We start from the raw sequence: 26,755 nt of genomic DNA on the forward strand, positions 1-26,755 counted from the left end.
GGCACTGCCCGACACGATGCCGCCGCGCAAATAAAGCCGGCGGCGCTTACTCGACGATGCCGGCCCGGCTGCGCTTGGCCTCGGTGCCGTGGCCGACCTTCTGGAGGCGTGGCTGATCGTCGGCGATCTGTTGCTGGGGAGTCTGTTGCTGCGGGCGGTAGCTGGCGAAGTAGCCGCGGATACCGTCGAGCACCGATTGCGCGATCTTGTCGTGATAGCGGGCGTCAGCCAGCAGCTTCTCGTCTTGATCGTTGGTGATGAATGCCGTCTCGACCAGCACCGAGGGAATATCCGGCGATTTGAGCACCATGAAACCCGCTTGCTGGACCACCGGCTTTTGCAGCGGATTGACCCGGCCCAGCGACTGCAACACGCGCGCCCCGACGTCAAAGCTGGCCTCCATCGACGAAGCTTGCGACAGGTCGATCAATACCGCGGCCAGCTCGTTGTCTTTGGCGCCGATGTCGAGACCGCCGACGAGGTCCGCCGAGTTTTCCTTGTGCGCCAGCCACCGCGCTTGCTCATTAGTGGCGCCGCGATCCGACAATACATAGACGGCGCTGCCGCGCAGGCTGCGATCCTTGTAGGCGTTGCAGTGAATCGACACAAACATGTCGGCCTGCGCTTTTCTGGCCCTGACGGTGCGTTCGCGCAACTCGATGAAGTAGTCGCCGTCGCGCGTCAGTACCGCCTTCATGCCAGGCTGCTGATTGATCAGGTTCGCCAGCCGCCGCGCCATCGACAACGCCGCGTCTTTTTCGCGCAGCCCGCTGCGGCCGATCGCACCGGGATCTTCGCCGCCGTGGCCGGCATCGACCGCAATCACAATCGGCTTGTCGCCGAAACGAATGCTGGGTGCCAGCCGGATCTCATCGGCAGGCGGCACCTTGGAACGGGCCGGCAGCGGCGAGGACGCAGCAGACGCTGCTTGTGCTGCGACCACCGGAAGGTCGCCGATATCCGGACTCGGGGGCGGCACCGACGACGGCACCTCGCCCTGCGACATCAACTCGTCCAGCGTCGGTGTCCGGCCGTAAAGCTCGACGATCAGTCGGTCGCCGTACTGGCCGTGCGGCGGCAACACGAAACTTTTTGGATTCACCGACTCGCTGACGTCGAGGACGATACGCAGCGATCCGTCGTCACGCGGGCCCGCTCGCAGCTTGCGAACGACGCCCTTGGGCGCTGCCTTGGTTACAACGCGGGTATTGGCCTTGGCCATGCCGGCCAAGTCGATGACGATCCGGTCTGGATTGCCGAGCGTGAAGACCTTGTGGTCGGGCGCGCCGCTCAGATCGACCACGACGCGGGTGCTCTCGGGGCCTTCCCAAACCCGAAGGTCGCGCAGCTCCGCTGCCATGACCGTCGGCAGACAGCAGACCATCAGAGCAATAAAAGAAAGATGACGCATCGGAAGTTCCGGCCAGAACGCTTGAACGATAGCCGTCCAGTTCGCAGGATGCAAGGCGCATCTTCGTTTAGAGTCGGTACGTTAGCGCGATTAGCTCAGGTAAAATCTGGTCATTGCAGGCCCAAGGCGACTAAGGGCGTCGAATTGAAAGACGCCGACCGCGGCCGTCGACCGACAAATGAAGCTCGATGTCCGCCGCCGGCAGGTGCTGCCCGCCCTTTTCGGGCCATTCGACCAGCCATAGCGTCTCCGCAGGCGGGTAGTCGTCGAGACCGAGTTGTTCCAGGTCGGCCGCCTCCAATCGGTACAAGTCCATATGGAGCACGCGGCGCGAACCCAGCTCATAGGGTTCCATCAGGGTGTAGGTCGGGCTGCGGATCGCGCCGGTCACGCCCAGCGCCCGCAGCAGCGCACGGACCAGCGTGGTTTTGCCCGCACCCAGCTCGCCATGCAGGTAGATCACCCCGCCCGCGCCGTCTTCCAGCTGGGCCGCCAGTTCGCGACCGAAGGCTTCGGTCGCATCGGTGTCGGGCAGATCGCGCTCGCCGGACAGCAACGTCGGCAACATCGTCATCAAACACGACCTCCATCGGCGCAAGGGTTCACTATCGCCGGGAGCGCATCGATCAGATCGCTTGGCAGCTGGCCGCGCTCCCCGATCTGCTGCGCGGCCCGGTCACCGGCCAGCGCGTGGACCAACACCGCACAGCGAACCGCCGAGACCACGTCCATCGAAAGTGCTTCGGCTTGCGCCATCACGCTGGCGACGATACCGGTCAGCACATCGCCGGCGCCGCCAACCGCCATGCCCGGGTTGCCATAGGGGCAAACCGCCAGCGACCGGTCGCCGATCAAGCTGCCGGCGCCTTTGAGCACCACGGTGCCACCGTAGCGGGCCACCAATGCCCGCGTTGCCGAGATCCGATCCGCTTCCACGGCCGCCACTGTCGTCTGCAGCAGTCTCGCGGCCTCTCCGGGATGCGGTGTCAGCACCCAGTCATCGCGATGCTGCGCTTGCTCGGCCAGCAGGTTCAACGCGTCGGCGTCGACCACCAGCGGGCGCGAGCTGGCCAGCGCTGCCGACCACATTGCCCGACCCCAGGCCTCCCGACCCAGGCCTGGGCCGATCGCGACGACGTCGGCCTGCGCCATCAACGGCAGCAACTCGTCCACCGATTCGACGCCGCGAAACATCACTTCCGGCTGCCCGGCCACCAGTGCGGAGGCATGGGCGCTGCGGGTCGCCACTGCAACGCGGCCGCTGCCACTGCGCAGCGCGGCGCGCGCCGCCAGCACAATGGCGCCGGCATAACCCCGGTCACCACCGATCAGCAGCACGAAGCCGTTGTCGCCTTTATGGGCGCCGCGCCGGCGCGGGGGCAGCCATCGCAATAAGTCATCCTGGTTCAGCAGCGTCGCCAACGGGCCGATCTCTGAAGGCGCCGCGACACCCAGATCATCGAACAGACGCTCGCCGGCGTATTCAGGGCCAAGCCCGGTATACAAGCCGATCTTGCGACCAATGAAGCTGATCGTCAGGTTTGCCATCACCGCCATCCCGAGCACGCGTCCGGTGTCGGCGTGGAGGCCACTGGGGATGTCGATGGACATCACATAAGCGTGGCGCTGGGCGCGAATGTCAGCGATCGCTTCGGCGGCCAAACCCTCGACCGGCCGAGACAGGCCGGTGCCATACAAGGCGTCGACAATCGCATCGGCGCCGTCGAGAACACCCGGCTCGTAGGCCCCGACGTGGCCGACGGCTTGCCAGGCGGCACAGGCTTGGTCGGCTTCGGTACCGGCTGCCGGCGTGCCGATTGCCCACACTCGCGCCTCGACACCGTCCTGCCAGGCCAGACGCGCCAACTCGTAGCCGTCACCACCGTTGTTGCCGGGGCCGCAGACCACATCGACTCGGCGCAGCTCGGGGCGCCGATCACGCAGCGCCCGCCACGCTGCCGCGGCCGCCGCCTGCATCAGCGCATAGCCAGCGCCCGCCCGACCGCCGATTGCAAGCCGATCGAGTTCGCGCGTCTGCGCCGCCGAATACAATGCGCGCGTCGGCGCGATCGCCGCATCGCTGGCCAAGGCTGCCGTCACCACGATCCGTCCCACTCCGTGCCCAATCTCCTCCCATGATAACGGCGACAGCACTGCCCGCCGGCGATGCGTTGGTCGCCGACCTGCGCCGCTGGGCGCTGGAGCTGGGCTTTGCCGACTTGGGCGTGGCCCATCTGGACCTCGGCGCCGATCTGGATCATCTGCAACGCTGGCTCGCGCGCGGCGACCATGGCGGAATGGCCTACATGGCGCGAGATCCATCGCAGCGCGCCGAGCCGCAGCGGTTGCGGCCCGGCACACTGAGCGTGCTGAGCGTGCGCATGGATTACCGGATCGGCGAGCTCGATGACGCGCGCCGGCAGCTGGCGGACGCCGATGGGGCATACATCGCACGCTATGCGCTGGGTCGCGACTACCACCGGACCATGCGTAGCCGTCTGCTGAAGCTGGGCCAGCGCATCGAAGCGGCCATTGGTCCTCACGGCTACCGGGTACTCACCGACAGTGCTCCCGCACTCGAAAAAGCGCTGGGCCGCAATGCGCGGCTCGGCTGGATCGGCAAAAACACGCTGCTGATGAACCGCCATGCCGGCTCGCTGTTTTTTCTCGGCGAGATCTACACGGATCTGCTGTTACCCCCGTCCGCTGCCGATCCGGTGCCTGAGCTCTGCGGCAGCTGCAGCGCCTGCCTGGACGTGTGCCCGACGCAAGCGTTCACTGCGCCGTATCAACTCGATGCAAGGCGTTGCATCAGCTATCTGACCATCGAACATCACGGGGCGATTCCTGTGGAGCTGCGTGCCGGGATCGGCAACCGGATTTTTGGCTGCGATGACTGCCAGTTGGTCTGTCCGTGGAACCGCTATGCCCGCCTCAGCACCGAACCTGACTTTGCGCCGCGCCACGCGCTGGACAGCGCGCGCTTGATCGACCTGTTCGCGTGGACCGAAGCACAGTGGCTGACGATGACCGAGGGCATGGCCCTGCGCCGCGCCGGTTATCCGCGCTGGCGCCGTAACCTTGCCATCGCGCTCGGCAATGCGCCGTACAGCGCCGCCGTGATCGACGCGCTGCGCGCGCGGGAAGACGATGACGACGACATCGTCCGCGAACACGTCAGCTGGGCACTGCAGCAACAGCAGCAGCGAGCGGTGTAATCAGTGGCAGCCAGCGTCCGCCGGCATTGCCTCGGCGGCGCGGCGCGTGTCGGCAATCGTCGATGCCAGCGCCGGCGGGATCGGCGCGATCAGCTGCAGCGCCTGCAACGCAGCGACCGCGCAACCACGCTCGATGCGCACTTGCGCCAGATTGTTCAGCGCCGCGGCGTCCGGCGTGATGTCGACGGCGGCTTGCAACGCCGATTCGGCACCCGGCAGATCGCCCAGCGCATAGCGCGCGTTGGCCAGCGCCTGCCAGGCCAGCGTCTCGGACGGCCAGCGCTGCGTCGCAGCTTCGTAGGCGGTCCGCGCCAGATCGGGCTGGCGCTGCGATTCGAGCGGCGCGATCGCCGCGATCCAGTCGCGTGCGGTCACGGACTGGGGCGGCGGCTGGCGCGGGTCGGCCATCACGACGGCCCAGCGGCCACCAAGGTCCCAGGTCTGAACGAAGCGCGTCAGCGACAACCGCTCGCGTCGATTGCCGCCCGATCTCAGGATCAGCTCGTTGGCCGGCGCGTCCCAGCCCACCAACACGGCATAGTGCCAGCGCGGCGCTCGCGCAAAACCCAGGTTCTGCAACAGCAATACCGGACGCTGTTCGAGCAGCGGCGCGAGCACCGCATCGAGTTTGGGCGCCAACTGCACGGCGACCCGCTGGTGGCGGCGCGCGGCCGCCAGCAATTCCACTTGCAGGCTGCCGTTTCGTCCCGGGATGTAGACCTCGTCGGCGAGCGTCTCAGGTGTGACGGTCTGCCCCGACGCGCCCAGCACGGTGGCCAGCGCAGCCGGCCCGCATTGGTGAAGCTCCTGCGGATAGAAAGGCGTCTGCGTCAGCTCCAGCTGCGGACGATCCGCCAGCGACGCGAGCGACAGATCCTCGAGACGCGGGGCAACGGCGCAGGCCGTCAAGCCCGCGAGGGCCACAAACGAAACGGCGGGCCAAAAGGCCCGCCGCAACGAAGCACCCAAGGTGCGCAACCCCATCGTCGAATCAGATCGTCGTGAACACGTTGGTTACGCCGACCAGTTCGAGAATCAACAGCACCAGAAACACCACACCGATGACGACCAATGCATCACCGCCCGCCGGCTGCTGGTCGATGTTCATCGCCAATCGCTCGAGTTCGGCGTCGCTGAGTTGAGCAACACGCGCCTCGGCCAGCTCTGACGCAACGCCCCAGGTTTCCAGCTGCTGCTTGACGTCGGCGCGGGCCAGAAAACCCTGCACTTGTGCCACGCGCGCGTCGCGCGCCTGACCGCTGACCATCTGTTCAGTGGTCACCATCGCCGCATTGGCCGGCACCCACGACGATACCGACAGCATGGCGGCCACGACCGTCCCGCTGATCCAGCTCCGCTTGTTGCCCATAGCAGACTCCCTTGATGATTTGGATAGACTCCGTCATGGAGACTATCCCACCTGAGACGTCAAAGTAAACTTGTTTTATTTCAGATAGTTAAGCTTTTGTTCAGCAGCGAGCGAGTGGAGCTGTCGAGCACCACGCCTTGGCCGGCCATCGCTTTGAGCACCGTCTGCGCCAGCACCTTGCCCAGTTCCACGCCCCATTGGTCGAAGGCGTTGACATCCCAAAGTACCGACAGCACGAAGGTCCGGTGCTCGTACAGTGCCATTAGCGCACCAAGATGAAACGGGTCGAGTCTCGGCAGCAGCAGCGTATTGCTGGGCCGGTTGCCGGGGAATACCCGATGCGGAAGGGCAGCGTCGAGGGCCGCGCCGGACAAGGTCGACGACAGTTCGGCGCGGACCTCGTCGGCCGACTTGCCGCGCATCAAGGCCGCGCTCTGCGCCAGGCAATTGGCCACCAACATGTTTTGCTGCTCAGGCCAGGGATGATCCGCCTTCAGCGGCAGGATGAAGTCAACCGGATGTACATCGCTGCCCTGATGCAGCATCTGGAAGAACGCGTGCTGACCGTTGGTGCCGACATCACCCCACAGTGCCGGCGTCGACGCCACGCCGATCGGCCGGCCATCACGGTGCACGCACTTGCCGTTGGATTCCATCTCCAGTTGTTGCAGCCAAGCAACGAAGCGCTCCAACTTCTGCGCGTAGGGCGCGACGACCTGGCTCGGCGCACCGAGAAAATTGCGGTTCCACACGGCCAGCAGTGCCAGCAGCACTGGCAGATTCGACGCGGCCGGCGCGCTGCGAAAGTGGGCATCCATCGCGTGGGCGCCCGCGAGCCATTGGCCGTGCCGATCGGGACCGAGCGCGATCATCAGCGACAAGCCCACGGCCGACCATACCGAGTACCGACCCCCGACCCAGTCCCAGAATTCGAACATGCGCTGGCGATCGATGCCGAAACGCTGCACTTCGTCCGCATTGGTCGACACCGCGATGAAATGCTGACCGACGGCAGCCTCGCCGAGCGCCGCGACCAACCATTGCCGAGCGGCACGGGCGTTGGCCATCGTTTCCTGCGTCGTGAACGTCTTCGACGTCACGATGAACAGCGTCCGCGCCGGATCCAGCCCGGCAAGCACAGACTGCAACTGCGCGCCATCGACGTTGGCGACATAGTGCGTCCGCGGGCCCTCACAGAAGTCGATCAGCGACTCGTTGACCATCCGCGGGCCAAGATCCGAGCCGCCAATCCCGATGTTGACGACATCGGTAAACGGCTCGTCCCGATGGCCGCGGTACTCGGCCGAACGCAGACGCCGCGCGAACTCTTTCATGCGGTCGAGCACCGCGTGAACGTCGGCGTTGACGTCCTGGCCGTCGACGAGCAGCGGCTGGCCCCGAGGCGCACGCAACGCGGTGTGGAGCACCGCACGGCGTTCGGTATGGTTGATCCGTTCGCCGGCGAACATCGATGCCGTGCGCGCGGCCACCTGTTGCTGGTCGGCCAAGGCCAGCAGCGCATCGAGCACCTCGGCATCGATGCGCTGCTTGGAGTAATCGAGGTATAGGCCGCAGGCCTCGACGGCGTAGCGTGTCGCGCGATCCGGGTCGACTGCGAAGCAGTCAACCAGCCTCAGCGAGCCAGCGGATTGGGCCAGAGTGGTGAGGCGTTGCCAGCAAGGAGTATCGGTCAGCATCATGTGATCGGCTTTGCGAATATCGCGCCAAGCTTATCCGGGATTCGATGAATGCAGCCGGCCCTGAGGCTCAGTAGCGGCCAGCAGCCGGCAGGCTACAGCCAGTGATAATTGAAGCTGATGCTGATGCGCTCGACGTCGACGGGATTGGGCGGCACTTCGTGCCGCAACCAGCTCTCGAAAAGGATCAATTCGCCCGCCCGGGCCGGGTAGACGATGTGGGCCCGATGCTCGTCCGGCGCATCAGCATCGCGGGGCGGTGCGGCCATCATCCGCGACAGCCGAGGGTCTTCGAACTTCAGGCCCGGACAACCGCGCGGTGTTTTGACGTAGTAGGTGCCGCTGATAGCCGACTGCGGATGCAGGTGGAACGAATGCGCGGTGCCGCGCGGCATGATGTTGAGCCAGCAATCGGTCATCTCGAGCGACCGGCCGCGCAGGTCCCAATGTAGGCTCGTGGCATAGCGTGCGACGTGGCGATCTAGCTTGCGTCGCAGCGTATCGAACGTCGACGAAAACTGGTGCAGCCGATCCATCGAACCGTAGCTGGTGTAGCCGCCGTGGTAATGCGTCTGTGACCAACTACGACCAGCGCGGTCGAATTCACGAAGTTGTGCCGACTCGCGCAGCAGCTCGCGATTCAACGCCAAAGCACCGCTGCCAGTGGCCAGCGGTGCTTGGTAGATCAGCGTCGGGAACCAGCCCTGGACACGGCTGGCGCGCCCAGGCTTGAGTCCCGCCGGGCGACTCAAGCCGCCTGGACCGGAATCGTGTTCGCCGTGCGGACGACGCGGTTGGTGTCGTCGCAGTAGACCAGGCGCGGCTTGAATGCACGGGCGGCGCCTTCGTCCATCGCGCTGTAGGCGCAGATGATCACGCGGTCGCCGACACGGGCCTTGTGCGCAGCGGCACCGTTGACCGAGATGATCCCGGAACCGGCTTCTGCACGGATGGCGTAGGTCGTGAAGCGCTCGCCGTTGTTGATGTTGTAGATCTGGATCTGCTCAAACTCGAGCAGCCCCGCCAAGTCCAGCAGGCGGGAATCGATCGCGCAGGATCCGTCGTAATCGAGCTCGGCGTGCGTGACACGGGCACGGTGGAGCTTGCACTTGAGCATCGTCAGTTGCATGGCGTGGTCTGTTCCAGCTGGCTTGCGATTCCGAGGTGGCCCACCAAGACATGCACCTGGAGATCAAGTTTGCGACGGAAGCGGGCGGCCCAAAAAGACATGCACCCGGGCGACGATCACTGCGCAAAACCGTTCAGGTTGCGCACAGGCCGGAACCGGCCGCGAGTGTAACGGCCCCTCCCCTGAGCGGCAACCGTTTTGTCATAACGACATAAAAGCTTGCTCAGGCAGACACTTCGAGGTTGTCGATCAGCCGCGTTCGCCCCAGATGCGCTGCCACCAGCAGCACCCAGCTGCGGCTGGACGGCGCCGGCGGGCCAAGGTCGTCCGCATTGCGGATGACGAAATACTGCGGCTTGAATCCCTGATGTTCCAACAACTTACGCGCCTCATCTTCGAGCAAGGCGAAGTCGCGCGAGCCCGAGCGCAAACGCTGGGCCACGGCGCTGAGCGCGCGATACAAGCCGGGCGCCAGCGAGCGTTCGTCGGGACTCAGATACTGGTTTCGCGACGACATCGCCAGCCCGTCGGGCTCACGCCGCGTCGGTACCCCGACGATGGTCAGCGGCATATGCAGGTCAGACACCATGCGCCGCACGACCATCAACTGCTGAAAATCCTTGCGGCCAAACATCGCGACGTCGGGCTGGACAATATGGAACAGGATGCTGACGACGGTGGCCACGCCTTCGAAGAAGCCAGGCCGAAACTCGCCTTCGAGCAGCTGCGAGATACCCGGCACGGCGACCTGCGACAGATTCAGGCGCCCGCGCGGGTACATCTCGTCAACGCTGGGGGCGAATACCAGATCGCAACCGACCGGGTCGAGCCTCAAGCAATCGTCGCTGAGCGTCCGCGGGTAGCGGTCGAAGTCCTCGTTGGGACCGAACTGCAGCGGATTGACGAAGATACTGGCGACGACGCGGTCGGCCTTGGCGCGAGCCTCGGTCACCAGGTCCAGATGGCCTGCGTGCAGATTGCCCATCGTCGGCACGAATGCAACGGTCTCGCCGCGAGCGCGCCAAGCGGCAACTTCGCGCCGCACCTCGGCGATCGTGTGAACCAAACGCACGGGCCGCCGCCGTCAGAAACAGTGCACGGGTGCCGGATAGGCGCCCGACTTCACATCCTGCACGTAGGCGCGAAACGCCGACTCGATGTCGGCGGCGCCGTGCATGAAGTTCTTGACGAAGCGCGGCGTGCGGCCGAGCGTGACCATCGGCGAAATATGCAGGATGTCGTGCATCACCAGGATCTGGCCGTCGACGTGCGGGCCGGCACCAATGCCGATGACCGGGACCGGGCTGGCTTCGGTGATGCGGCGGCCCAGTTCCGACGGTATGCATTCGAGCAGCAGCATGTCGGCGCCTGCCTCGGCCAGCACGTGCGCGTCGTGGATCATCGCCTCGGCCGCCGCGTCGTCGCGACCCTGCACCTTGAACGCCCCCATCTTGTGGACGAACTGGGGCTGCAGCCCAAGGTGAGCACATACCGGCACGCCGCGCACCGCCAGATATTCGACGATGCTGGCCTGCTCGCGGCCGCCTTCAAGCTTGACCATCTTGGCGCCGCCCTGCTGCATCAGACGCTGCGACGAATCGAGCGCCCGGTCGAGCGTCGCGTACGACAGGAATGGCAAATCGGCGACGAGGAAAGCGCGCTTCAGATGCGGCGCCACGCAGCGCGAGTGGTAGACAATGTCGTCGACGCTGACCGGCGTGGTGGTGTTGCCGCCGTGGATCACCATGCCTAGCGAGTCGCCGATCAGCATGAAGTCGACGCCGGCGCGGTCCTGCACCATCGCAAAGCTGGCGTCGTAGCAGGTCAGGCTGGCGATCTTCTCACCCCGGTCCCGCATTGCACGCAATTCGGCAATGTTCACCGGCTTGGCCGACGGCGTACTGTTTTTGTCGTGCTCCATGGGGTCGCGCTGTCGGCCGGTGGTTGAGGCGGCGCGACTATACCAAAGACACCGCCGTCAGCCGCTGCCGCGGTGCGTCGTTCGCCAACGCGTCCAGCAACTGCTGGTAATGAGCAGGCTGGCCGACCAGATCGAGGCTTTCGGTGTCGACCTCGATCAGTCTCGGGACACGAGGCGCGATGAACCAGCGACGATAAGCGTCGTCGAGGCGTGACAGGTAAGCCGGGTCGATCCCGACTTCATAGTCACGACCGCGCCGCTCGATCCGCTCCAACAAGGTCGACAACGGTGCCTGCAGGTGGATGATGCAATCGGGCTGCGGCACGTCCAGTGCCAGGCGCTCGAACACCAGGCGATACAAGTCGAAGTCGCTGCGCGACAGCGTCAACTCGGCAAACAGTCGGTCCTTGTCGAAGATGAAGTCGGCAACCCAGGTCTGGGCGAATAAATCACCCTGATGCAGGTCCTCGACCTGCCCGGCGCGCTGCATCAGAAACGTCAGCTGGGTCGCCAGCGCGACCCGTGCCGGGTCGCGGTAAAAGCGCGGCAGGAATGGATTGGCTTCCGGCTTTTCCAACAGCAAGCGCGCGTCGAGGCTCTGCGCCAGACGATGCGCCAGCGTGGTCTTGCCGACGCCGATCGTACCCTCAATGGCAATGTAGGCGGGCCACTGCGCGGCACCGACGGGTTTGCCGCTCAGAGCGGCCACATCGACAGATCGTCGCGCGGCAAGCGCGACGCCAAGTCAGCGACGAGACCGACGTCCGGTATCTGCAGCTGCGGGGCGATCTCGGCCAGCGGCACAAGCACGAAGTTGCGTCGCGCGATGCCAGGATGCGGCAGGCGCAGGCCGGCGGTGGCCGATGTCACGCCGTCGACATGCAGCAGGTCCAGGTCGATGCGTCGCGGACCCCAGTGCTCGCCGCCGCGCACGCGACCCGCCTCGCGCTCGATTTCGAGCAGGCGCGCCAGCATCGCAGCCGGTTCGATCGCGCAGTCGATCATGCAGACCGCGTTGCAGTATTCCGGCTGTTCCGGTGGCCCCATCGGCGGAGATCGGTACAAGCTCGACGCGGCGATCAGCCGCACACCGGGGCTCATCGCGATGGCCGCGAGCGCTCTGCGAATCTGTTGCGGCGGATCGTCGAGATTGCTGCCCAGGCCGATGTAGGCGCGCACGCCCGGAGCAGCCGTCGTGCCGGCGACATCAGCAGACATCGGTGGGGCGCTTATGACGCGTCGGCCGCGCGCGGGGCGTTGCCGTCAGGCCCGGCATCACCGTCATCATCAGTGTCGTCGCCATCGTCGACGCCGTCGCCACCGGCCAGCGTGGGCGCAGCTTCACCCGCCACTGCAGGGCCCCGACGGTTGCGTCCGCCACGGCGGCGGCGGCGCTTGCGCGGCGCTTCCGATGCGGTGGCGAACACATCGTCGGCCGGCAATTCCGGAGCCGGCGGCAGGTCGCCACCTTTTTGTGCTTCGGTCCACCACGTCGCCAACTCAAGCAGCGCCGCGTTGCCGGAACTTTGCGCGCGCACCAAAAGAAAGTCGTAAGCGGCGCGAAACTTCGGGTGCGTCATCAAGCGCCGTGCTCGTGTCGCGGTGGTCTGCTCGAAGCGGGGCTGCAGGTCCCAGATATCGCGCATCGGCAGCGAGAAACGCTTCGGGATCGCCACATGCGAAATCGTCCGTGCGATCACTTCTTCGCCAGCCTGTTGGATCGCGATGAACGGCTCACAGCCCTGCTCGAGCCGCAACTGCGCCGCTCGCGCCTCGACCGCCGGCCACAGCAGCGAGGCGTACAAAAACGACGGGCTGACGGCTTGGCCTGCCACCATGCGCTGGGCCGTGTTGCGCAGCGCCGCGTTGACGAACTGCAGGTTGTCGGGCTTGCTCAACAGCGGATCGAGCACCGGGAACAACTGGCGGAACAGCCCGTAGACGCGCAGGCCGTACAAGTTGTCCTCGGCCTCCTTGGACAGCAACAGCTTCAACACTTCGTCGAACAAGCGCGCCGCTGGAATCTCGCGCAGCAGCGACGCCAGCCGCGCGATCGGCGCGGCCGTGGCGTCGTCGATACGAAAATGCAGCTTGTTAGCGATGCGGATCGCCCGGAGCATCCGCACCGGGTCTTCGCGATAGCGCAGTTCCGGGTCGCCGATCAGCCGGATCACGCCGGCACGCATGTCTTCGATACCGGTCGTGAAGTCGACGATCGAATAGTCGCGAATGTCGTAGTACAGCGCGTTGACGGTGAAGTCGCGGCGGATCGCGTCTTCCGCCAGCGTGCCGTAGACGTTGTCCGACAGGATGCGCCCGGTTTCGTCGCGCTTGTGCAGGTCGGTGATCGCACCGCGGAACGTCGTGGTCTCGACGATCTCGTCACCGAAGCGAACGTGACAGATCACGAAGCGGCGGCCGACCAAGCGGCACGAACGGAACAGCGGCTTGACCTGCTCGGGATGGGCGTTGGTCGCGACGTCGAAGTCTTTAGGCTCCAGCCCGGCGAGCAAGTCGCGCACGCCACCGCCGACCATGTACGCCTCGTAACCGGCGTCCTTGAGCGTGTACAGCGTCTTGAGCGTGCCGCTCGAAATCATCGAGCGCGAAACATTGTGCTCGGCGCGGGGGATACGTCTGGGTGAGATCAACGAGAAGCTTCCGTCTAGGCTACGCGGGGATGACTTTGTAATCCTGTCGTTTTTTAGCGCGGACCACGTTGTGATGCGGCGGCGCGTCCGTATAATACGCGACTCGCAGCAGAGCTCCTATCGTCTAGAGGCCTAGGACGGGGCCCTCTCAAGGCCTAAACCCGGGTTCGAATCCCGGTAGGAGCGCCACTTCACACGCTAGGCTGCGAGCCTTACCCGCCTCCGGCCGACGCACGGCACCATGCCGATCATGGTCGCGGCGTTACCGACTCAAGCCAGCCCAGCACCTCCTCAAGCCGCTGCTGCCAGCCGGTCTCGGCCAGCATCCAGTGGGCGTGCTGCGAAAACTCGCGGTATTCGAGCCGCGCCGGGCCATACCAGCGCGCCATCGCGCGGCTGACGCCAACCGGGATGATGTGGTCGCGCCCACCCGACAGCGCCAGCATCGGCGCCTCGATGCGCTCGCGCTCGACGCGGTTGCTGCCCGCGAGGTTGAGGCGCCCGAAACCCAGCTGGTAGATCGCCCTGCCCGACTCCGGCACCAGCCGGCGGTGGAAGCGCTCGCGGTCGGCTGCCGGCAGTGCGTGCAGAAACAAGTGGTCGGCCTCGCGCCGCGACGGCGTGAAGGCACCGCGCCACAGCAGCGGCCGCGCAAAATGCCGCGCCAGCCCGGGCAGCATGATCGGCCGCAGCGGGAACACCGGAGCCGGCGCGGCGCTGTTGATCAGGACGGCGGCGGCAACCGGAACCCGGGCCGCCAGCTGCTGGGCGATCAGCCCGCCCATTGAATGGCCGATGACGACAGCCGGCGCCGCCAACTGCCGCAGCCTGCGCTCGACCGCGGCCACGTAATCCGCGATGCCCAGACCCGCGACCGACTCCCCATCACCATGTCCCGGCAGCGTCACCGCCTCGCAGCGATAACCGGCGCTGCTAAAGCGTTCGACCCAGCCATCCCAGACCCAGGGCTGGCTCCACATGCCGTGCACGAAAACGACGTGCCGACTGCCGGCGGAGCCCATCGGCTGTTGATACGCGAGGTCGTTGCTTTGATCGGGATGCATGTCGGAATTCACCATCGGAACGCGAATCAAGCGGGCTCGATGATCGACGAGCGCCGGCGCAGCCGGGTGCCGACCATCTGCGACAGCGCGTCTGGCTCACACCACAAGCGCACTCGGCGACGTGCGCGTGTCACGGCCGTGTACAGCAACTGGCGATTCAAGCCGCGAGGCCGCGTGACGTCGACGACGATATCGACTTCATCGAACTCCGAACCCTGCGATTTATGCACCGTCATTGCAAAGGCGGTCTCGACTTGACTCAAACGTCCGGGCGCGTAGGCACGCAAGCCCCCGTCGCCCAGAAAGTACACCAGCAGCCGACCGCTCGCATCGGTCAGCGCAACGCCGATATCGCCGTTGTACAGCTGCAAGGCGTAATCGTTGCCCGTCACCATGACGGCGCGACCGGCGTACCAGTGCGCACCCGCGCCAGTCGGCGGGAGACGGCGGCGCAGCTGCAGCGCGATCTGCCGCGACAGCGCATCGCTGCCATACGGGCCGGATCGGGTCGCACACAGCACGCGATACGCATCGAACTGGCGTATCACGACCTCCGGATCCGACCCGGCAAGTACCGCATCGACATAGCCGGCGTAATGCGGCGCCAGCGTCGCGGCGAGCGTGGCCGCACCTGGGAGCGCGGCTTGCCAGCGCGGGCCGTCGGCACTCGTTAGCGACGCGGTTACCGCTGCCATATCACCTTCATTGATCGACGCCGCCAGCGGCGCGATGCCACTGTCGGTGTCGAAGCGATAGGCATGACGCAGCCAGACCACGGCGTTGATCAGCGACGCATCATTGCCTGGCATTGCAACGTCAATGCACTCACCGCAAGCCGCATGGACCCAATCGGCCCAAGCCTGGTCGACCCGGCAGTGAGCCGACAGCTCCGCGTAGACGGCGCCGGCTTCGACGGACGCAAGCTGGTCTTTGTCGCCAAGCAGGATCAGTCGGGCATCAGCACGCAGCGCATCGACCAGCTTGGCCGCCAGCGCCAGATCGATCATCGACGCTTCGTCGACGACCACCAGGTCGTAGGGCAGCGGATGGCGCGCGTCATGGCGAAAGCCGACGCGACCTGGCCGCACGCCGAGCAGCCGGTGCAGCGTGTAGGCCTGCGTCGGCAGCAGCGCACGCAGCGCGGGCTCCAGCGCGAGACGCTGCAACTGCGCCTCGATCGACGCTTGCAGACGCGCCGCCGCCTTGCCGGTCGGCGCTGCCACCGCAATCCGCAGCGCGGCGGCCGACGGCGGCTGCAAGCGCAACGCACCCGCTAGGATGCGAACCACGGTGGTGGTCTTGCCGGTGCCAGGGCCACCCGAGATCACGCACAGCTGGCGCATCAGCGCCGTGGCCACCGCCACCTTCTGCCAGTTGGGCGTCACCGTCTGATCGCCGGAAAACAGCGCATCGACGACGCGGCGCACCTGCTGCGGATCGACCGCGTCGATCCTGCGATTGAGCGCCGTCAGCCTCAATGCCAAGCGACGTTCATAGCGCCAGTATCGATACAGGTATAGCAGCGAACCCTGCAGCACCAGCGGCGTCACGTGCTGGCCGTTGCCGACGACGGGACTGCGCCGCAGCGCCAGCAGGTCGATGGCGACCTCGTCGTCCGCAAGCAACGCCAGATCCGCAGCGGCATGGCCCTGCTGCACCGCCATGCACGCTTGCCGAGCGGCTTCGTGGATGACGTCGATGTCCTCGGTCATACCGCCCTGAGCGCGATGCGCATGGACGACGGCCGCTGCGAAACTGCTGGCAAAGGCCGCCGCATCATCAGCCAACGACGATGGCGGCAGAGGCAAGGACAACAGCGGGTCGTCGAGCATCAAACCGGCTCCTGTTCGCCGGCCAGCAGCCGGTCGATCGCGGACACCAGCGCCAGCGGCGGCCGGCTGGCGTAGATGCCCAAGCCTTGCGAATCGATACCGCGCAAAAACAGGTACAGCACGCCGCCCATGTCGCGCTCGTAGTGATAGCCGTCGATGCGCCACTTGAGCCAACGATGCAAGGCCACCGTGTACAGCAGGTACTGCAAGTGATAATCGCCGTCGTCCATCGCTGCCGACACCGCGTCCGCGTCGTATTCGGCAACGCTATCGCCCAGCCAGTTCGACTTGTAGTCGGCCACGTACCAGCGGCCCTGATGCTCGAAGACCAGATCGATGAAGCCACGCAAATAGCCGTCCAGTCGCGCCGGCGCCAGCGGTGACACCTGCAAGCCGTGCTCACGCGCCAGCATCACCACGCGCGCGATATCGGCTTGACACAACGGCAGGTGGAACGCCAATTCGATCAAACGGCGCTGCGGATCGACCTGCGATAACTGCAGCGGCTTGCCGCTGGATGGGCACGTCAACGGAGCAAGCGCCACCTCGGCCAGCCACTGACACAGTTCGTCGGCCCATTCGGCCGGCATTCCGCTAGCGCGAAGCTGCGCTTCGGCAACGGCCCGCCACGAAACAGGATCAGCCGACAGATCAATGCGCTCGAGCACCGCGTGCAGGCAGGTGCCCGGTGCAGCACCACGCGGAAAGCTGAAGCGCCCGCCGCCGGGTGAGCGCGCGATCCGCAACGGCGCCGGCTCGGCGGAAGACGGATGCTGATCGTGGTCGGGCATCGCCTCGGCCAAAGGCTCGTCGATCTGCCGGCTCAACCCGGTATAGCTGGTGACGATCTGAGCGGCGGGAATCGGCCGCTGCAGCGTGCGTGAATCAAGCCTCGCCGGGTCGTCGTGATGGGCGGCTCGCCGCTGCGCGGTTGGCGCGGCCTGGTAGCGGATCACATCGCCTGGAGCCTGGGCCAATTGCTGTAGGCAAGCCGAGGTCGGCTCGCCTCGGCTATGCAATAGATGACCCACAGCGGACAGAGGGCGACTGCTGAAATCGCCGGTAAACAGATAGCAGCGATTCTTGGCACGAGTCAGTGCCACATAGGCCAGACGCAGATCTTCGGCGCGCGACTCGTCCAGCGCCTGCGCCCGGATCGCATCGATGTCGTCGGGATCGGCATCGATGCACAGCGCACCGTCGGCATCGTGGTACGCAATCAGATCCTCGTCGGCTTGCCGGTCCTTGCCACTCCAGAGGTACGGCAGGAATACCACCGGATACTCCAGACCCTTGCTGGCGTGGATCGTCAACACCTGCACCAAGCCTGCATCGCTTTCGAGCCGCAGCTGAGACTCCTCGGCACGGTTGCCGAGCGCGTCGCGCCGGCATTGCGCCAACCAGCGCAGCTGCGCCTCGATGCCATGTAGCCGGTGGCGCTCGGCTTGCAGCAGTTCAGCCAGATGGAACAGATTGGTCAGACTGCGCTCGCCATCGTCGAGCGCCGCCAAGCGCTCGATGACGCCGCGTCGGCGCAGCAGCTCGCGCAACATGCGCATGAAGCCACGATCGCGCCACAGCATGCGGTAGTGATCGAACTCGCCCAGCAATTGATCCCAAGCACCTTCCTGCTGCTCGGTGGCGATCACGCGCGGCAAGGTCCAGCCCCAGAAGCGGCCCAACAACGCAGCACGCAGCGTGCCGCCCCGGTGCGGCGACGCAACAGCCGACAACAGACGTTCCAGGTCTTCGGCCTCGGTGCTGGCCCACACGTTGTCGCTGGCTTGTTCGGCGCAACCGATGCCCAGACGCGCCAACTCATCGCGCAGCTGCCGCGACTGGAAATGACTGCGCACCAGCACCGCGATGTCGCCCGCACGCAGCGGGCGCCCGTCGTACTCCAGCTTGCCATCGGCGGCGCGCCGCAGCAGGTCGGCGATCTCGGCAGCCGTGGTGGTCGATGCCCAGCGCTCACCGGCTCCGTTGCTCAGCGGCTTTCCGTCGTCGCTGAGCAATGCCATCAACCGCAGTGGCGAAGGCTCGACGAGGCCACCATCGATCAGCGCGGGCTTGCGCCGCAACGACGCCACAACCGGCTGATACTGAATATCCGGATTCAGGAACGGGTCGTCGCAAGCCTCATAGAGGTGATTCAAGGCCTGCAGATAACCCGACACCGAGCGTTGATTTTCGGTCAGCGCATGCCGGTGACCGCAGGCTTGACGCGCTTGCAGATACGCGTGGATGTCGGCGCCTCGGAAGCTATAGATGGCCTGCTTGGGATCTCCGACCAGGAAGGCACACAACGGTTGACCGGCAGCAACTCCGTCGGCCCAGATGCGCCGGACAATGTCCCATTGCAGCGGGTCCGTATCCTGAAACTCGTCGATCATCGCAGCGGGATATTGCTGACGCAGTTCGTCGGCGAGCGTCTCGCCCCGTTCACCGTGCAATGCACGCTGCAAGCCCAGCAGCAGATCGTCGTAGGACTGCTCGCGTCGCGCTTGCAGCCGCAGCGGCAGCTCGTCGCGCAGATAGACCAGCAGATCGAGTCTAAGCGAGCGCCAAGCGCGTGCGAACTGCTGCTGCAACTGCCGTGCAGCCGCATCGAGTGACGCCAGCGCATCAAGGACGGCATGCGTCGGCGGATCGCCGGTCGAATTGCGGCTAAGGGCTTCGGGCAATAGCGACTCGGCCTTTTTCGGCAGCGCAATGACGTCGGGCTGCGCAAAGTAATGCGCAATGTCGTTGAGGCGCTTCGCCACATCGCCAGCGCGGTAACTGGCCCGCTTCAGGCCCGGCGCCGTCGCCAGCCATTGGGTAAAGGCATCACGCTGCTGCGCAAACACGTCTGCAGCGCGCTGGCGATGTGCAACAAACGCAGCGATAGGTTCCTTCAAGTCGAGCGGCACCGGTGCCGGGCGGATATGCAGGCGCGGCCGCGTCGCTAACGATGCGGCCCACCGCGCCAAGGCATCGACATCCAAGCCGTGCGATTCCAGCCAACCGAGAAACAGCGCCGGCGGCACGTGCTGCGATGCTGTCGACGGCGCAATCCGCCGACGCCAGAAATCGAGCACGATCTGGCGTCGCAGTTCGCCGACATCGGGCACGATGTCGTTTTGAAACACCATGCCGCTGGAAAACGCGCGATCGGACAATACCCGCTGACAGAACGCATGAATCGTGTAGATCGCCGCTTGATCGATGCCCCGCAGCGCCGCACGCAATCGACGCAGCGCCAAGTCTCGATCAGGCAGACGCGCCAGCAACGCCTGGCACAAGGAATCAGCTTCGGTTCCACGACCTTCGATCAGATCCTGCATCTGCTGAAGCCGGGCTCGGATACGGTCACGCAACTCGGCGGTCGCAGCCTTCGTGAACGTGACGGTCAGGATCGATTCCGGATTCAGCCCACGCTCGAGGATCAGACGCAGATAAAGCCCCGACAGCGTCCACGTCTTGCCGGTGCCTGCACTGGCTTCAATCAGCCGCAAGCCGTCGAGCGGCGCGCTCAACGCCACCGGCGTCGCGGCATCGTCGGCACCGGAGGCCATGTTCGCAGACACCGTCATGGTCGATCGCGCGCCGCCGCGATCATCGGCCCGAATATGCGACGCGCCAGTGCCGGCAATCCGTCCGGCAAGGTCACTCGTTGCCCGCGGTAGAACAGCCGGCAATACGCATCGGCACTCTCGCCGTCGCTGTTGTAGCCGGGGGCCCAGATCTTCTCGGCCTTGTCGGGACGATCAGGCTCATCTGCAAACTGCAGCGCCGTCTTGGGAAGATAAGGCAATGGCGCCTGCAGGCCGTCTTGATACGTATCGAGCAGCGTCAGCAAGTGAGATTCGGCATCAGGCACCTCAGCCCACTCGAGCCGCTGATCGCCACAGCCGCGCACGAGGCAGCGCGGCTGGATGCCGTCAGGGCGTAGCAGACACAGCAGCAAGTGGCGCGGCCACGCGTGAAGCCAGTCATGCGCGCTGAGCTTGTGGGTATAGCGAGGCAGATACAGGCCCTCGGCGGTCAGTTGGTCGATGACGCCGCTCAATGTGTACTGGCCGATACGCAGCTCGAATGGCAGCGCCGGCAACGCCGCCGCGCGCTCGGTACGAACCTGCTCTGCAAACTCGATCACCGGTCTTGCGGCGCTGGCCAGCAGATGATCGCCCCAGCCGCCATGGGGCAACGTGATGCCGGCTCGAAAGCGCTGATGGATCGTGCGCTCGTCATGTCCGTCCATCGCAAGATCCAGCAGCTCCCGTTCGAAATCCCAGCGCGGATCGGGCAAGGCCAGCGGCTCCTCGCTGGCCAGCTGCTGCTCACCGGGGTCGATGCGAATGCCGAGACGATCGCGCAGAAAAAACCGATACGGGTTGCGCAAACAGCCGGTCAATCGATCAAGCGTCAGCTGCCGCGCAAGTTCATCCGAAACCGGCAGTCGCTGGCTGTCGAGTACGTCGGACACCGGCGGCGGACGCTGTGCTGAGACGATACACCGTGCTGCGTCGCGAAAGTCTCGTGCATGACTGTGCAGCGGACCCGGAACGAAGTACCGCGGCGAGAACGGCTGCAATGGATGCTCGGTCAGCAATGCCGCATCGACGGCGGGGCGACCGCCTTCAGCGTCACGCGCGAGCTGATCGAGCAATTCGGCAACGAGCACCGACGGCGGCATTACTTGATTGGTGCGGATGCTGCGGCCGGTATAGCTGACATAGAACACATCACGAGCCGCCAGCAACGCATCGAGAAAAGCGCCGCGATCGTCCTGACCGCGAGAACGATCGCCACGCCGCGGGTGCCGCCCCAGCAGATCGAACTCGCTGACCGCCGGATTACGTGGAAAGCGACCGCCGTCAAGCCCGATGACCGCAATCACACGGTATGGCAGCCCGCGCAGGGGCCCGATCCCGGTAAAGGTCAGTGCGCCGCCCGGCACGCCGCCGGGACTGCTACCTGCGAGCTGCGATGCGATCAGCTGCCGCACCACATCCAATGGAACCGCGTCACGGTGACCCGCTGCATCGGCATCATCACGCAACTGGGCGATGACCTGACGCAAGCGATGCGCATCACTTTCATCGTCCGTGGTGGGTGACAACTGCTCTTCCAGCATGCGCGACAACCGGTCGCACCAGCCGGCGACGCTGCGCATCTGGCGCAGATCGTCGCGCAAGCGGACCAGATCACCCAGCGCCCGCAACAACTTGCCGGCAATCGCCGTCTGCGTGCCCTCGATGTCCTCATACACCTGCAGACCCGCGACCAAATCGACTCGGTCCGACGGCGCGGCATAGCCGAGCAGCAATCGCATCAGCCCATCGACCCAGCTATGACGCGCTTCGGACGGCAAATCGAACGTGGAGCGATGCGCTGCGTCCAAGCCCCAGCGCACGCCGGATTCACCAATCCACTGTCGGATCGAGTCCAGCTCGCTGACGCCGAGCCCATAGCGTTCGCGCACAGCAGGCACCTGCAGATGGTCGAAGACTTCATCGGCGGCGAAGCGCGACGCGGGCAGCTTAAGCAAGGTGTCGAATGCGCTGAGCAGCGGCGTCGAATCAGCCGCAGCGCGCCCGGTGATGCTGTAGCCGATTCGATGCTCGGCGGTAGCGGCACCGAATACCGCGTCGATCAGCGGAGCGGCTTCGTCGACGTCGGGCATCATCACCAACACGTCCTGCGGACGTAGCCCGGGCAGCTGATCGAATAGCGTCAGCAACTGGTCGTGTAGCACTTCGAGCTGTCGGGTCAAGCTGTGGCAGGCATGCACCTGCAGCGACCGCAATGGCTCATGCAACTGCGCCGCAGCCAGCGGCGGCATGGCCACTGGCCCAAGCTCGAGCAAGCTACGCTGCAGTCGGTGCAGCAGAGTCGAGGTACCGGGATCGACAAACATCGGCTGTTCCGTCGCGGTCGCCGTATCGGTCTGCTGCAGCACCTCCGCGAGATGATCGCGGGCTTGCGTGCCCCACGATGCCAGCAACGGATGGGCGACTTCGATGCCGGACGCGCTGGAGGCAGCATCGCGTAACGCCATCCGCGCCGACGCACGTTCGGACATCAAATCGCCCCAGTATTGGCGGCAGGGATTGAGTACGTAGCATTCGACATCGGTGTATTGCGCCATGTCGGCGACCGCGCGCACGTACTGTGGCGGTAATGTCGGCAGCGCAAACAGTCGGATGCGGCGCGGCAATTGCCGGCGCGCGTCGACGTCGTCGCGCAGGCGTGCGGCGACGATTTCGGCAGGATGCTGCAGGTCACGCAGGCCGGCATCTTCGACCAAACGGCGCCACAGCCCCAGTTGCCAACGCTCGGTGGACGACGGCGTCAATCCGCACAACTGGCCAGCCGCCCAGCTCTGGACCCATTCGGGGCGATAGACCAGATAACGATCGAACACCTGTGCCAGCTTCTCGGCAAGCTGGATACGGCCCTGCTCGCCCGCCTGCTCGATGTAACGTCGCAGCGGCGCATAGACCTCGCTGGCCGGCAGCCGGCCCAACTGCGCATACAGCCTGAGCGTCATCACTTGCACGTCGAAAGGCGATCGACGCGGAACGTCATCGAGCAGCCGCGCAAACGTCTGCCAGACGAACTGCGCAGCGAACGCAAACTCGATCTGCATACAAACGCCGAACACGTCCGCGACCCGGTATTGCAACCAACGCGCGACGCCAAGGCTCGGTACGACGACGGTTTCCACCTCGAACGGTGATGCAGGCACCTCCAGCAAGCTGCGCATCAGCTCACCGGCCAGTGGCTCAAGCCGATTGCCATGGACGACTTTCAGCATCGATAGCCCTTGGCGGAAGGCATCGGACATAGGGCCACATCCAGCCAGCCCCGCTTGATGCCGACACTGGCGAAGCGCGTCATCGACTCAGGCCTCGCGCAGCCAGCGCCACAGCGTGGTCCGCGACACACCGAGCCGCTCTGCGGCCAGCCGACGATCGCCACCGGCCGCAAGCAGCGCGTTCTGCAAGCTTGCCCTGTCCGGCTGAGCCCGCCGCAATGGCGACCCGCCCGGCGCCAATGCCTCCGCCTCGGTCAAAAGCTCCGGTGCTGCCTCGGCCAACACGGCGATACCGATGGAACCTTTGGGTGCAAGCACCGCCGCGCGCTCAACGACGTTGCGCAGTTCGCGAACGTTGCCGGGCCATCGGTAACGGCATAGCAGCGCGATCGCATCGGGGTCGAAGCCGTCACGGGCTCGACGCGCGTCGCTACGCAAAAATGCCTGCGCCAGCATCGCGATGTCGTCTGCATGATCGCGTAAAGCCGGCAGACGCAGGCGCAGCACGTTCAAGCGATAAAACAAGTCGCGACGGAAGCCGCCGCTGGAGGCCAGCGCATCGAGATCGCAGTGCGTGGCCGCAATCACGCGCAGATCCACTGGCGTCGGCCGCGATGCACCTACGCGGGTCACCTCGCGTTCTTCGAGCACGCGCAACAGCCGGGTTTGCAACGCCAGCGGCATCTCGCCAATTTCGTCGAGAAACAGCGTGCCGTGTTGTGCCGCCTCGATCAGCCCGACACGGCCGCCGCGGCGCGACCCGGTGAAGGCTCCGTCGTCATAGCCGAACAGCTCGGATTCGAGCAGCGACTCGGCGACGGCGCCGCAGTTGATCGCGATGAAGGGCGCGGCTTGGCGTGGGCTAGCCGCGTGCAAGGCTTGGGCGACGAGTTCCTTGCCGGTACCGGTATCGCCAGTGATCAGCACGGTGCGGTCCGCAGCACCGAACGTCACGATTCGCTCACGCAAGGCCTGCATCGCTGGACTGTCGCCCAGCAGATGGCGACTGCTGTAGCGCTGCCCGGCCGCGACGCGCGACAGCGGTCGGCGCGGACGGCGCGGCGTGTCGACGTCGCCGACCATCTTGGCGATGTCCAATGCCGACTCGAATGCAGAACGGATCGTGTCGGCTGAATACAGCATGATGCCGGCGACACCCGCCTGTTCGGCGAAGTCGACGACCATGCCGGTGCCGACGATCGCTCGACAATCCTTGGCGACCAGTTCGGCCACATGCATGCGCGCATCTTCAGCTGTCACAAACGCGCGTTGTTCGATCGACAAACCGAAGCTGGCCTGGAATTCAGCAAAAACCGGCACCTCGGTTTCGTGGGTCACCAGCCCGATCTTTGGGGACAGCCGATGCGCCTGACTCAAGGCCTGCATCAGATCGAAGCCGCCGGGGCGTATCAGCACCAGAGGCTTGTCGATGCGGCTGCGCAGATAGGCGCCGTTGGAGCCGGCCGCGATCAGCACGTCGCAGTCCTCGGTACGAAGCCGTTGCTGCAGATAGCTGACCGCTTCTTCGAAGCCGAGATTGATCGTCTCGATCTGGGCGCGGTGGTCGAATTCAGGGGTGATATCGCGCAGCAGTCGGGACAACCTCGAAACGCTGATCGTCCAGATCACCGGCCGATCACGGGCCGCGCTCCAGTCAGCAGCATCAGACTGCGGCGGCAATCGGTGGACATGTTTCACGGCAGGATCGCGTTGCACGATGAAACACGATTGAAACACGCTGCCGCCGTGCCGACAAGCACGACGGCAGCATAAAAATACCTGCTCCGATCAGGAAATCGGAGCAGGAAGACCACGGGGATCGGTCGTGCCGGCTAGATCAGCGGCGTTGAAATCACGGCAGCAATGCGTAAAGGCGGGCCAGCGCCGCACTCCCATCGGCACCCTGGACACTTGCGAGTGTCGCGTGCGCATCGGTCTTGCGGCCTGCCTGCAGCTGCGCATATCCCAGATGCAGCCGCGCCTCGTCGGGCTTCTTCAGCCCTCCCTTGGCAATACCGGCCTGAATCAATTGGAGCCCTTGCTCGTATTGGCCGTAACCAATCCGATTAAGTCCGCTGCTGACCAGCGCGTCGCCGGTAGCTTGGGATGCCGCCGCTTTGTCGCCTTCGGCCAGCGTGGCCTGATCGTCGGCCAGCTTGCGTGCGACCAAGTCCCTGAGCTGCTGATGGCGTGCGGCATCGGGGCCGGTGCCAAGCCGCTGGCGTGCATAGCCGTCACGCAAATAGCGATCGGCCTCGCCGGGGTACCCGGCCTGCAACGCCAGTTGCGCGGCGTCGATGTCGTCATCGGCGTCGGCCATTGTCCCGCTGGCTGCGCGCAGCCGATAGACATCCAGCATCAGCCGTGGAGAGAAGCCCGGCTGATTGCGCACACGCGACAGCAAGTCGGGCCAGTACGCCGGGTCCGGGTGGTAGCGAAGCAGCTTTTCCAACGCCAGCACGTAGCCAGCGTCGTCCTGAAGCTTTTGCGCGCAGCTGGCGAGTAGCTTCAGCTGCAGATCGGTCGGCGCCTGGCCGGCCTGCTCCAATGCCGCGAGCTGTGCCAGCATTTCGCGTTGGGCTGCCGCGATGTCGCCACTCAAGTACAAGGCCTGCGGCATCAGCGACAGCGTCGCGGCCGTGGTGCCGCCTGCGTCGCGATACTGCTGCAGATACCGGGCCGCTTTCGGGTAATCCTTGGCCGCATAACTCAGCCGCGCGACGATCTCGTAGGTCGCCGCCTTTTCATCGGCTGGGAACTGCGGCGCCTGCAACGCTGCCTCGTACGCAGCAACCGCGGTCACCGCATCACCGAGACTGGCCGCGACGGCGGCGCGCAAGCGGTTGATGATGTAGGTCTCGTAGGGCGTCAACGAGCCGACCTTCTCAGCCGCCGCCAGCTTGTCCCGTGCGGCGGCGTAGTCCTTGGCCTGCAACGCCTTTTGTGCATCCTGCAACGGTTTGCCGACTTCGGGACGCACGCCTTCGGCAGCGGGGGCGGCCATCGCGGACGACATGGCCACCAGCGCTGCAGTGAGCATCAAAATCCGACCGCGGTGCATCGTCGAACGAGACGTCATCGGCAACTACTGCATGAACTGTTCATTGCCGACGATGCCGACCTTGGTCACGCCCAGGCGTTGGGCCGAGGCCAGGACGGCGGCGACGTACTTGTATTCCACCAGCTTGTTGGGCCGGATGTGAAACTCGCTCTGGTTCTCACCCGCCTGCGCCTCGCGGCGGAAGTTCGCTTCCAGCGTGGCGCGGTCCATCGGCGTGCCGTTCCAAAGCACCGTGCCGTCGAAGTCGATCTCCAACTCCACTGCCGGCGGCGGCGGGGCCTCGCTCGGCGGCGTGTTCGCCTGCGGCATGTCCAGCTTCACCGCGTGCGTCTGGATCGGGATCGTGATGATCAGCATCACCAGCAGCACCAGCATCACGTCGATCAGCGGCGTCGTGTTGACGTCCACCACCACGTCCGGGTCGCCGTTGCTGCCCCCGCCCGATCCGCCTACGTTCATTCCCATCGTCTTGCTCCTAGCCGTTCTTCGGCGGTGGTTCGGTGATGAAGCCGATCTTGGCGATCCCCGCTCGCTGGCAGGTCACCATCACCGTTCCGATCGCCTGGTAGCGCGCCACCTGATCCCCGCGGATGTGAATCT

22 protein-coding genes and 1 tRNA gene are annotated in these 26,755 nt (G+C 65.4%); 2 read left to right on the top strand and 21 right to left on the bottom strand.

The window, feature by feature from the left end:
* Positions 1-46 precede the first annotated feature (46 nt).
* The 3 genes from BUB09_RS12175 to BUB09_RS12185 form a co-directional block, all read right to left on the bottom strand.
* Positions 47-1,411: an N-acetylmuramoyl-L-alanine amidase gene (locus BUB09_RS12175; RefSeq protein WP_072897988.1), complete on the bottom strand. Its 1,365-nt coding sequence runs from the start codon at positions 1,409-1,411 to the stop codon at positions 47-49.
* A 130-nt stretch (positions 1,412-1,541) separates the two neighbouring features.
* Positions 1,542-1,985 carry a tRNA (adenosine(37)-N6)-threonylcarbamoyltransferase complex ATPase subunit type 1 TsaE gene (gene tsaE / locus BUB09_RS12180; protein WP_217650293.1) on the bottom strand — a complete coding sequence of 148 codons (444 nt, stop codon included), beginning with the start codon at positions 1,983-1,985 and terminating at the stop codon, positions 1,542-1,544.
* Positions 1,985-3,511 (bottom strand): NAD(P)H-hydrate dehydratase, encoded by a 1,527-nt coding sequence (locus tag BUB09_RS12185; protein ID WP_072898047.1) that lies wholly within the window; start codon positions 3,509-3,511, stop codon positions 1,985-1,987. Before BUB09_RS12185 ends, tsaE begins: the two co-directional genes overlap by 1 nt.
* A 35-nt stretch (positions 3,512-3,546) precedes the next feature.
* Between BUB09_RS12185 and queG the strand changes: the two genes are divergently transcribed.
* On the top strand, positions 3,547-4,629 hold the full coding sequence (queG, locus tag BUB09_RS12190; protein WP_072897989.1) for a tRNA epoxyqueuosine(34) reductase QueG: 1,083 nt from the start codon (positions 3,547-3,549) through the stop codon (positions 4,627-4,629).
* Here queG and BUB09_RS12195 read toward each other — a convergent pair whose 3' ends face one another.
* The 10 genes from BUB09_RS12195 to pcnB form a co-directional block, all read right to left on the bottom strand.
* Positions 4,630-5,538, bottom strand: a complete 909-nt coding sequence (locus BUB09_RS12195) for a PA2778 family cysteine peptidase (protein ID WP_175550191.1) — start codon at positions 5,536-5,538, stop codon at positions 4,630-4,632.
* 82 nt (positions 5,539-5,620) lie between these two features.
* Entirely contained in the window at positions 5,621-5,998 is a 378-nt protein-coding gene (locus BUB09_RS12200; protein ID WP_072897991.1) for a PA2779 family protein, read from the bottom strand.
* Positions 5,999-6,078: 80 nt separating this feature from the next.
* On the bottom strand, positions 6,079-7,695 hold the full coding sequence (gene pgi / locus BUB09_RS12205; RefSeq protein ID WP_139250264.1) for a glucose-6-phosphate isomerase: 1,617 nt from the start codon (positions 7,693-7,695) through the stop codon (positions 6,079-6,081).
* 95 nt (positions 7,696-7,790) lie between these two features.
* Positions 7,791-8,447, bottom strand: a complete 657-nt coding sequence (locus tag BUB09_RS12210; protein ID WP_072897993.1) for a TIGR02466 family protein — start codon at positions 8,445-8,447, stop codon at positions 7,791-7,793.
* Positions 8,444-8,824, bottom strand: coding sequence for an aspartate 1-decarboxylase (gene panD / locus BUB09_RS12215; RefSeq protein ID WP_072897994.1), 381 nt, complete (start codon positions 8,822-8,824; stop codon positions 8,444-8,446). Before panD ends, BUB09_RS12210 begins: the two co-directional genes overlap by 4 nt.
* A 223-nt stretch (positions 8,825-9,047) precedes the next feature.
* Complete coding sequence (gene panC / locus BUB09_RS12220) at positions 9,048-9,896, bottom strand: pantoate--beta-alanine ligase (protein WP_072897995.1); 849 nt, start codon at positions 9,894-9,896, stop codon at positions 9,048-9,050.
* Positions 9,897-9,908: 12 nt separating this feature from the next.
* A complete protein-coding gene (panB, locus tag BUB09_RS12225) occupies positions 9,909-10,745 on the bottom strand; it encodes a 3-methyl-2-oxobutanoate hydroxymethyltransferase (RefSeq protein WP_072897996.1) in 837 nt (278 codons plus the stop codon).
* A 37-nt stretch (positions 10,746-10,782) separates the two neighbouring features.
* The gene (locus tag BUB09_RS12230) at positions 10,783-11,454 is read right to left on the bottom strand and encodes a deoxynucleoside kinase (RefSeq protein ID WP_139250265.1); all 672 of its coding nucleotides are present in this window, start codon (positions 11,452-11,454) and stop codon (positions 10,783-10,785) included.
* The gene (gene folK, locus BUB09_RS12235) at positions 11,442-11,963 is read right to left on the bottom strand and encodes a 2-amino-4-hydroxy-6-hydroxymethyldihydropteridine diphosphokinase (RefSeq protein WP_072897997.1); all 522 of its coding nucleotides are present in this window, start codon (positions 11,961-11,963) and stop codon (positions 11,442-11,444) included. The genes BUB09_RS12230 and folK overlap by 13 nt, the downstream gene beginning before the upstream one ends.
* Positions 11,964-11,974: 11 nt before the next feature.
* A complete protein-coding gene (gene pcnB / locus BUB09_RS12240; RefSeq protein WP_436232913.1) occupies positions 11,975-13,438 on the bottom strand; it encodes a polynucleotide adenylyltransferase PcnB in 1,464 nt (487 codons plus the stop codon).
* A gap of 71 nt (positions 13,439-13,509) precedes the next feature.
* Between pcnB and BUB09_RS12245 the strand changes: the two genes are divergently transcribed.
* A tRNA-Glu gene (locus BUB09_RS12245) sits at positions 13,510-13,585 on the top strand.
* A 59-nt stretch (positions 13,586-13,644) separates the two neighbouring features.
* Here the strand turns inward: BUB09_RS12245 and BUB09_RS12250 are convergent.
* The 8 genes from BUB09_RS12250 to BUB09_RS17585 all read right to left on the bottom strand — a co-directional run.
* Positions 13,645-14,460, bottom strand: a complete 816-nt coding sequence (locus tag BUB09_RS12250; RefSeq protein ID WP_175550192.1) for an alpha/beta hydrolase — start codon at positions 14,458-14,460, stop codon at positions 13,645-13,647.
* Positions 14,461-14,486: 26 nt separating this feature from the next.
* Positions 14,487-16,292: an exodeoxyribonuclease V subunit alpha gene (recD, locus tag BUB09_RS12255; protein ID WP_072897999.1), complete on the bottom strand. Its 1,806-nt coding sequence runs from the start codon at positions 16,290-16,292 to the stop codon at positions 14,487-14,489.
* On the bottom strand, positions 16,292-19,867 hold the full coding sequence (gene recB / locus BUB09_RS12260) for an exodeoxyribonuclease V subunit beta (RefSeq protein ID WP_072898000.1): 3,576 nt from the start codon (positions 19,865-19,867) through the stop codon (positions 16,292-16,294). The genes recD and recB overlap by 1 nt, the downstream gene beginning before the upstream one ends.
* A complete protein-coding gene (recC, locus tag BUB09_RS12265) occupies positions 19,864-23,124 on the bottom strand; it encodes an exodeoxyribonuclease V subunit gamma (RefSeq protein ID WP_072898001.1) in 3,261 nt (1,086 codons plus the stop codon). Before recC ends, recB begins: the two co-directional genes overlap by 4 nt.
* 57 nt (positions 23,125-23,181) lie before the next feature.
* Positions 23,182-24,810, bottom strand: a complete 1,629-nt coding sequence (gene prpR, locus BUB09_RS12270) for a propionate catabolism operon regulatory protein PrpR (protein WP_084083389.1) — start codon at positions 24,808-24,810, stop codon at positions 23,182-23,184.
* Positions 24,811-24,946: 136 nt separating this feature from the next.
* Positions 24,947-26,173 (bottom strand): hypothetical protein, encoded by a 1,227-nt coding sequence (locus BUB09_RS12275; RefSeq protein ID WP_245793274.1) that lies wholly within the window; start codon positions 26,171-26,173, stop codon positions 24,947-24,949.
* Between the two features lie 6 nt (positions 26,174-26,179).
* A complete protein-coding gene (locus BUB09_RS12280; RefSeq protein WP_072898003.1) occupies positions 26,180-26,620 on the bottom strand; it encodes an ExbD/TolR family protein in 441 nt (146 codons plus the stop codon).
* A 10-nt stretch (positions 26,621-26,630) separates the two neighbouring features.
* Positions 26,631-26,755: ExbD/TolR family protein (locus tag BUB09_RS17585; protein ID WP_175550193.1), on the bottom strand; the 125-nt coding region annotated here is incomplete at its 5' end.

Source organism: Hydrocarboniphaga daqingensis (assembly GCF_900129825.1).
GTDB classification, from domain to species: Bacteria; Pseudomonadota; Gammaproteobacteria; order Nevskiales; family Nevskiaceae; genus Hydrocarboniphaga; species Hydrocarboniphaga daqingensis.

What these genes read in the sequence shown, in the direction of transcription:
- BUB09_RS12175 (WP_072897988.1), bottom strand. Translation starts at nt 1,411, where the DNA reads ATGCGTCATCTTTCTTTTATTGCTCTGATGGTCTGCTGTCTGCCGACG.
- tsaE (WP_217650293.1), bottom strand. Translation starts at nt 1,985, where the DNA reads ATGACGATGTTGCCGACGTTGCTGTCCGGCGAGCGCGATCTGCCCGAC.
- queG (WP_072897989.1), top strand. Translation starts at nt 3,547, where the DNA reads ATGATAACGGCGACAGCACTGCCCGCCGGCGATGCGTTGGTCGCCGAC.
- BUB09_RS12200 (WP_072897991.1), bottom strand. Translation starts at nt 5,998, where the DNA reads ATGGGCAACAAGCGGAGCTGGATCAGCGGGACGGTCGTGGCCGCCATG.
- pgi (WP_139250264.1), bottom strand. Translation starts at nt 7,695, where the DNA reads ATGCTGACCGATACTCCTTGCTGGCAACGCCTCACCACTCTGGCCCAA.
- panD (WP_072897994.1), bottom strand. Translation starts at nt 8,824, where the DNA reads ATGCAACTGACGATGCTCAAGTGCAAGCTCCACCGTGCCCGTGTCACG.
- panB (WP_072897996.1), bottom strand. Translation starts at nt 10,745, where the DNA reads ATGGAGCACGACAAAAACAGTACGCCGTCGGCCAAGCCGGTGAACATT.
- folK (WP_072897997.1), bottom strand. Translation starts at nt 11,963, where the DNA reads ATGTCTGCTGATGTCGCCGGCACGACGGCTGCTCCGGGCGTGCGCGCC.
- BUB09_RS12250 (WP_175550192.1), bottom strand. Translation starts at nt 14,460, where the DNA reads ATGCATCCCGATCAAAGCAACGACCTCGCGTATCAACAGCCGATGGGC.
- recD (WP_072897999.1), bottom strand. Translation starts at nt 16,292, where the DNA reads ATGCTCGACGACCCGCTGTTGTCCTTGCCTCTGCCGCCATCGTCGTTG.
- recB (WP_072898000.1), bottom strand. Translation starts at nt 19,867, where the DNA reads ATGACGGTGTCTGCGAACATGGCCTCCGGTGCCGACGATGCCGCGACG.
- recC (WP_072898001.1), bottom strand. Translation starts at nt 23,124, where the DNA reads ATGTCCGATGCCTTCCGCCAAGGGCTATCGATGCTGAAAGTCGTCCAT.
- BUB09_RS12275 (WP_245793274.1), bottom strand. Translation starts at nt 26,173, where the DNA reads ATGACGTCTCGTTCGACGATGCACCGCGGTCGGATTTTGATGCTCACT.
- BUB09_RS12280 (WP_072898003.1), bottom strand. Translation starts at nt 26,620, where the DNA reads ATGGGAATGAACGTAGGCGGATCGGGCGGGGGCAGCAACGGCGACCCG.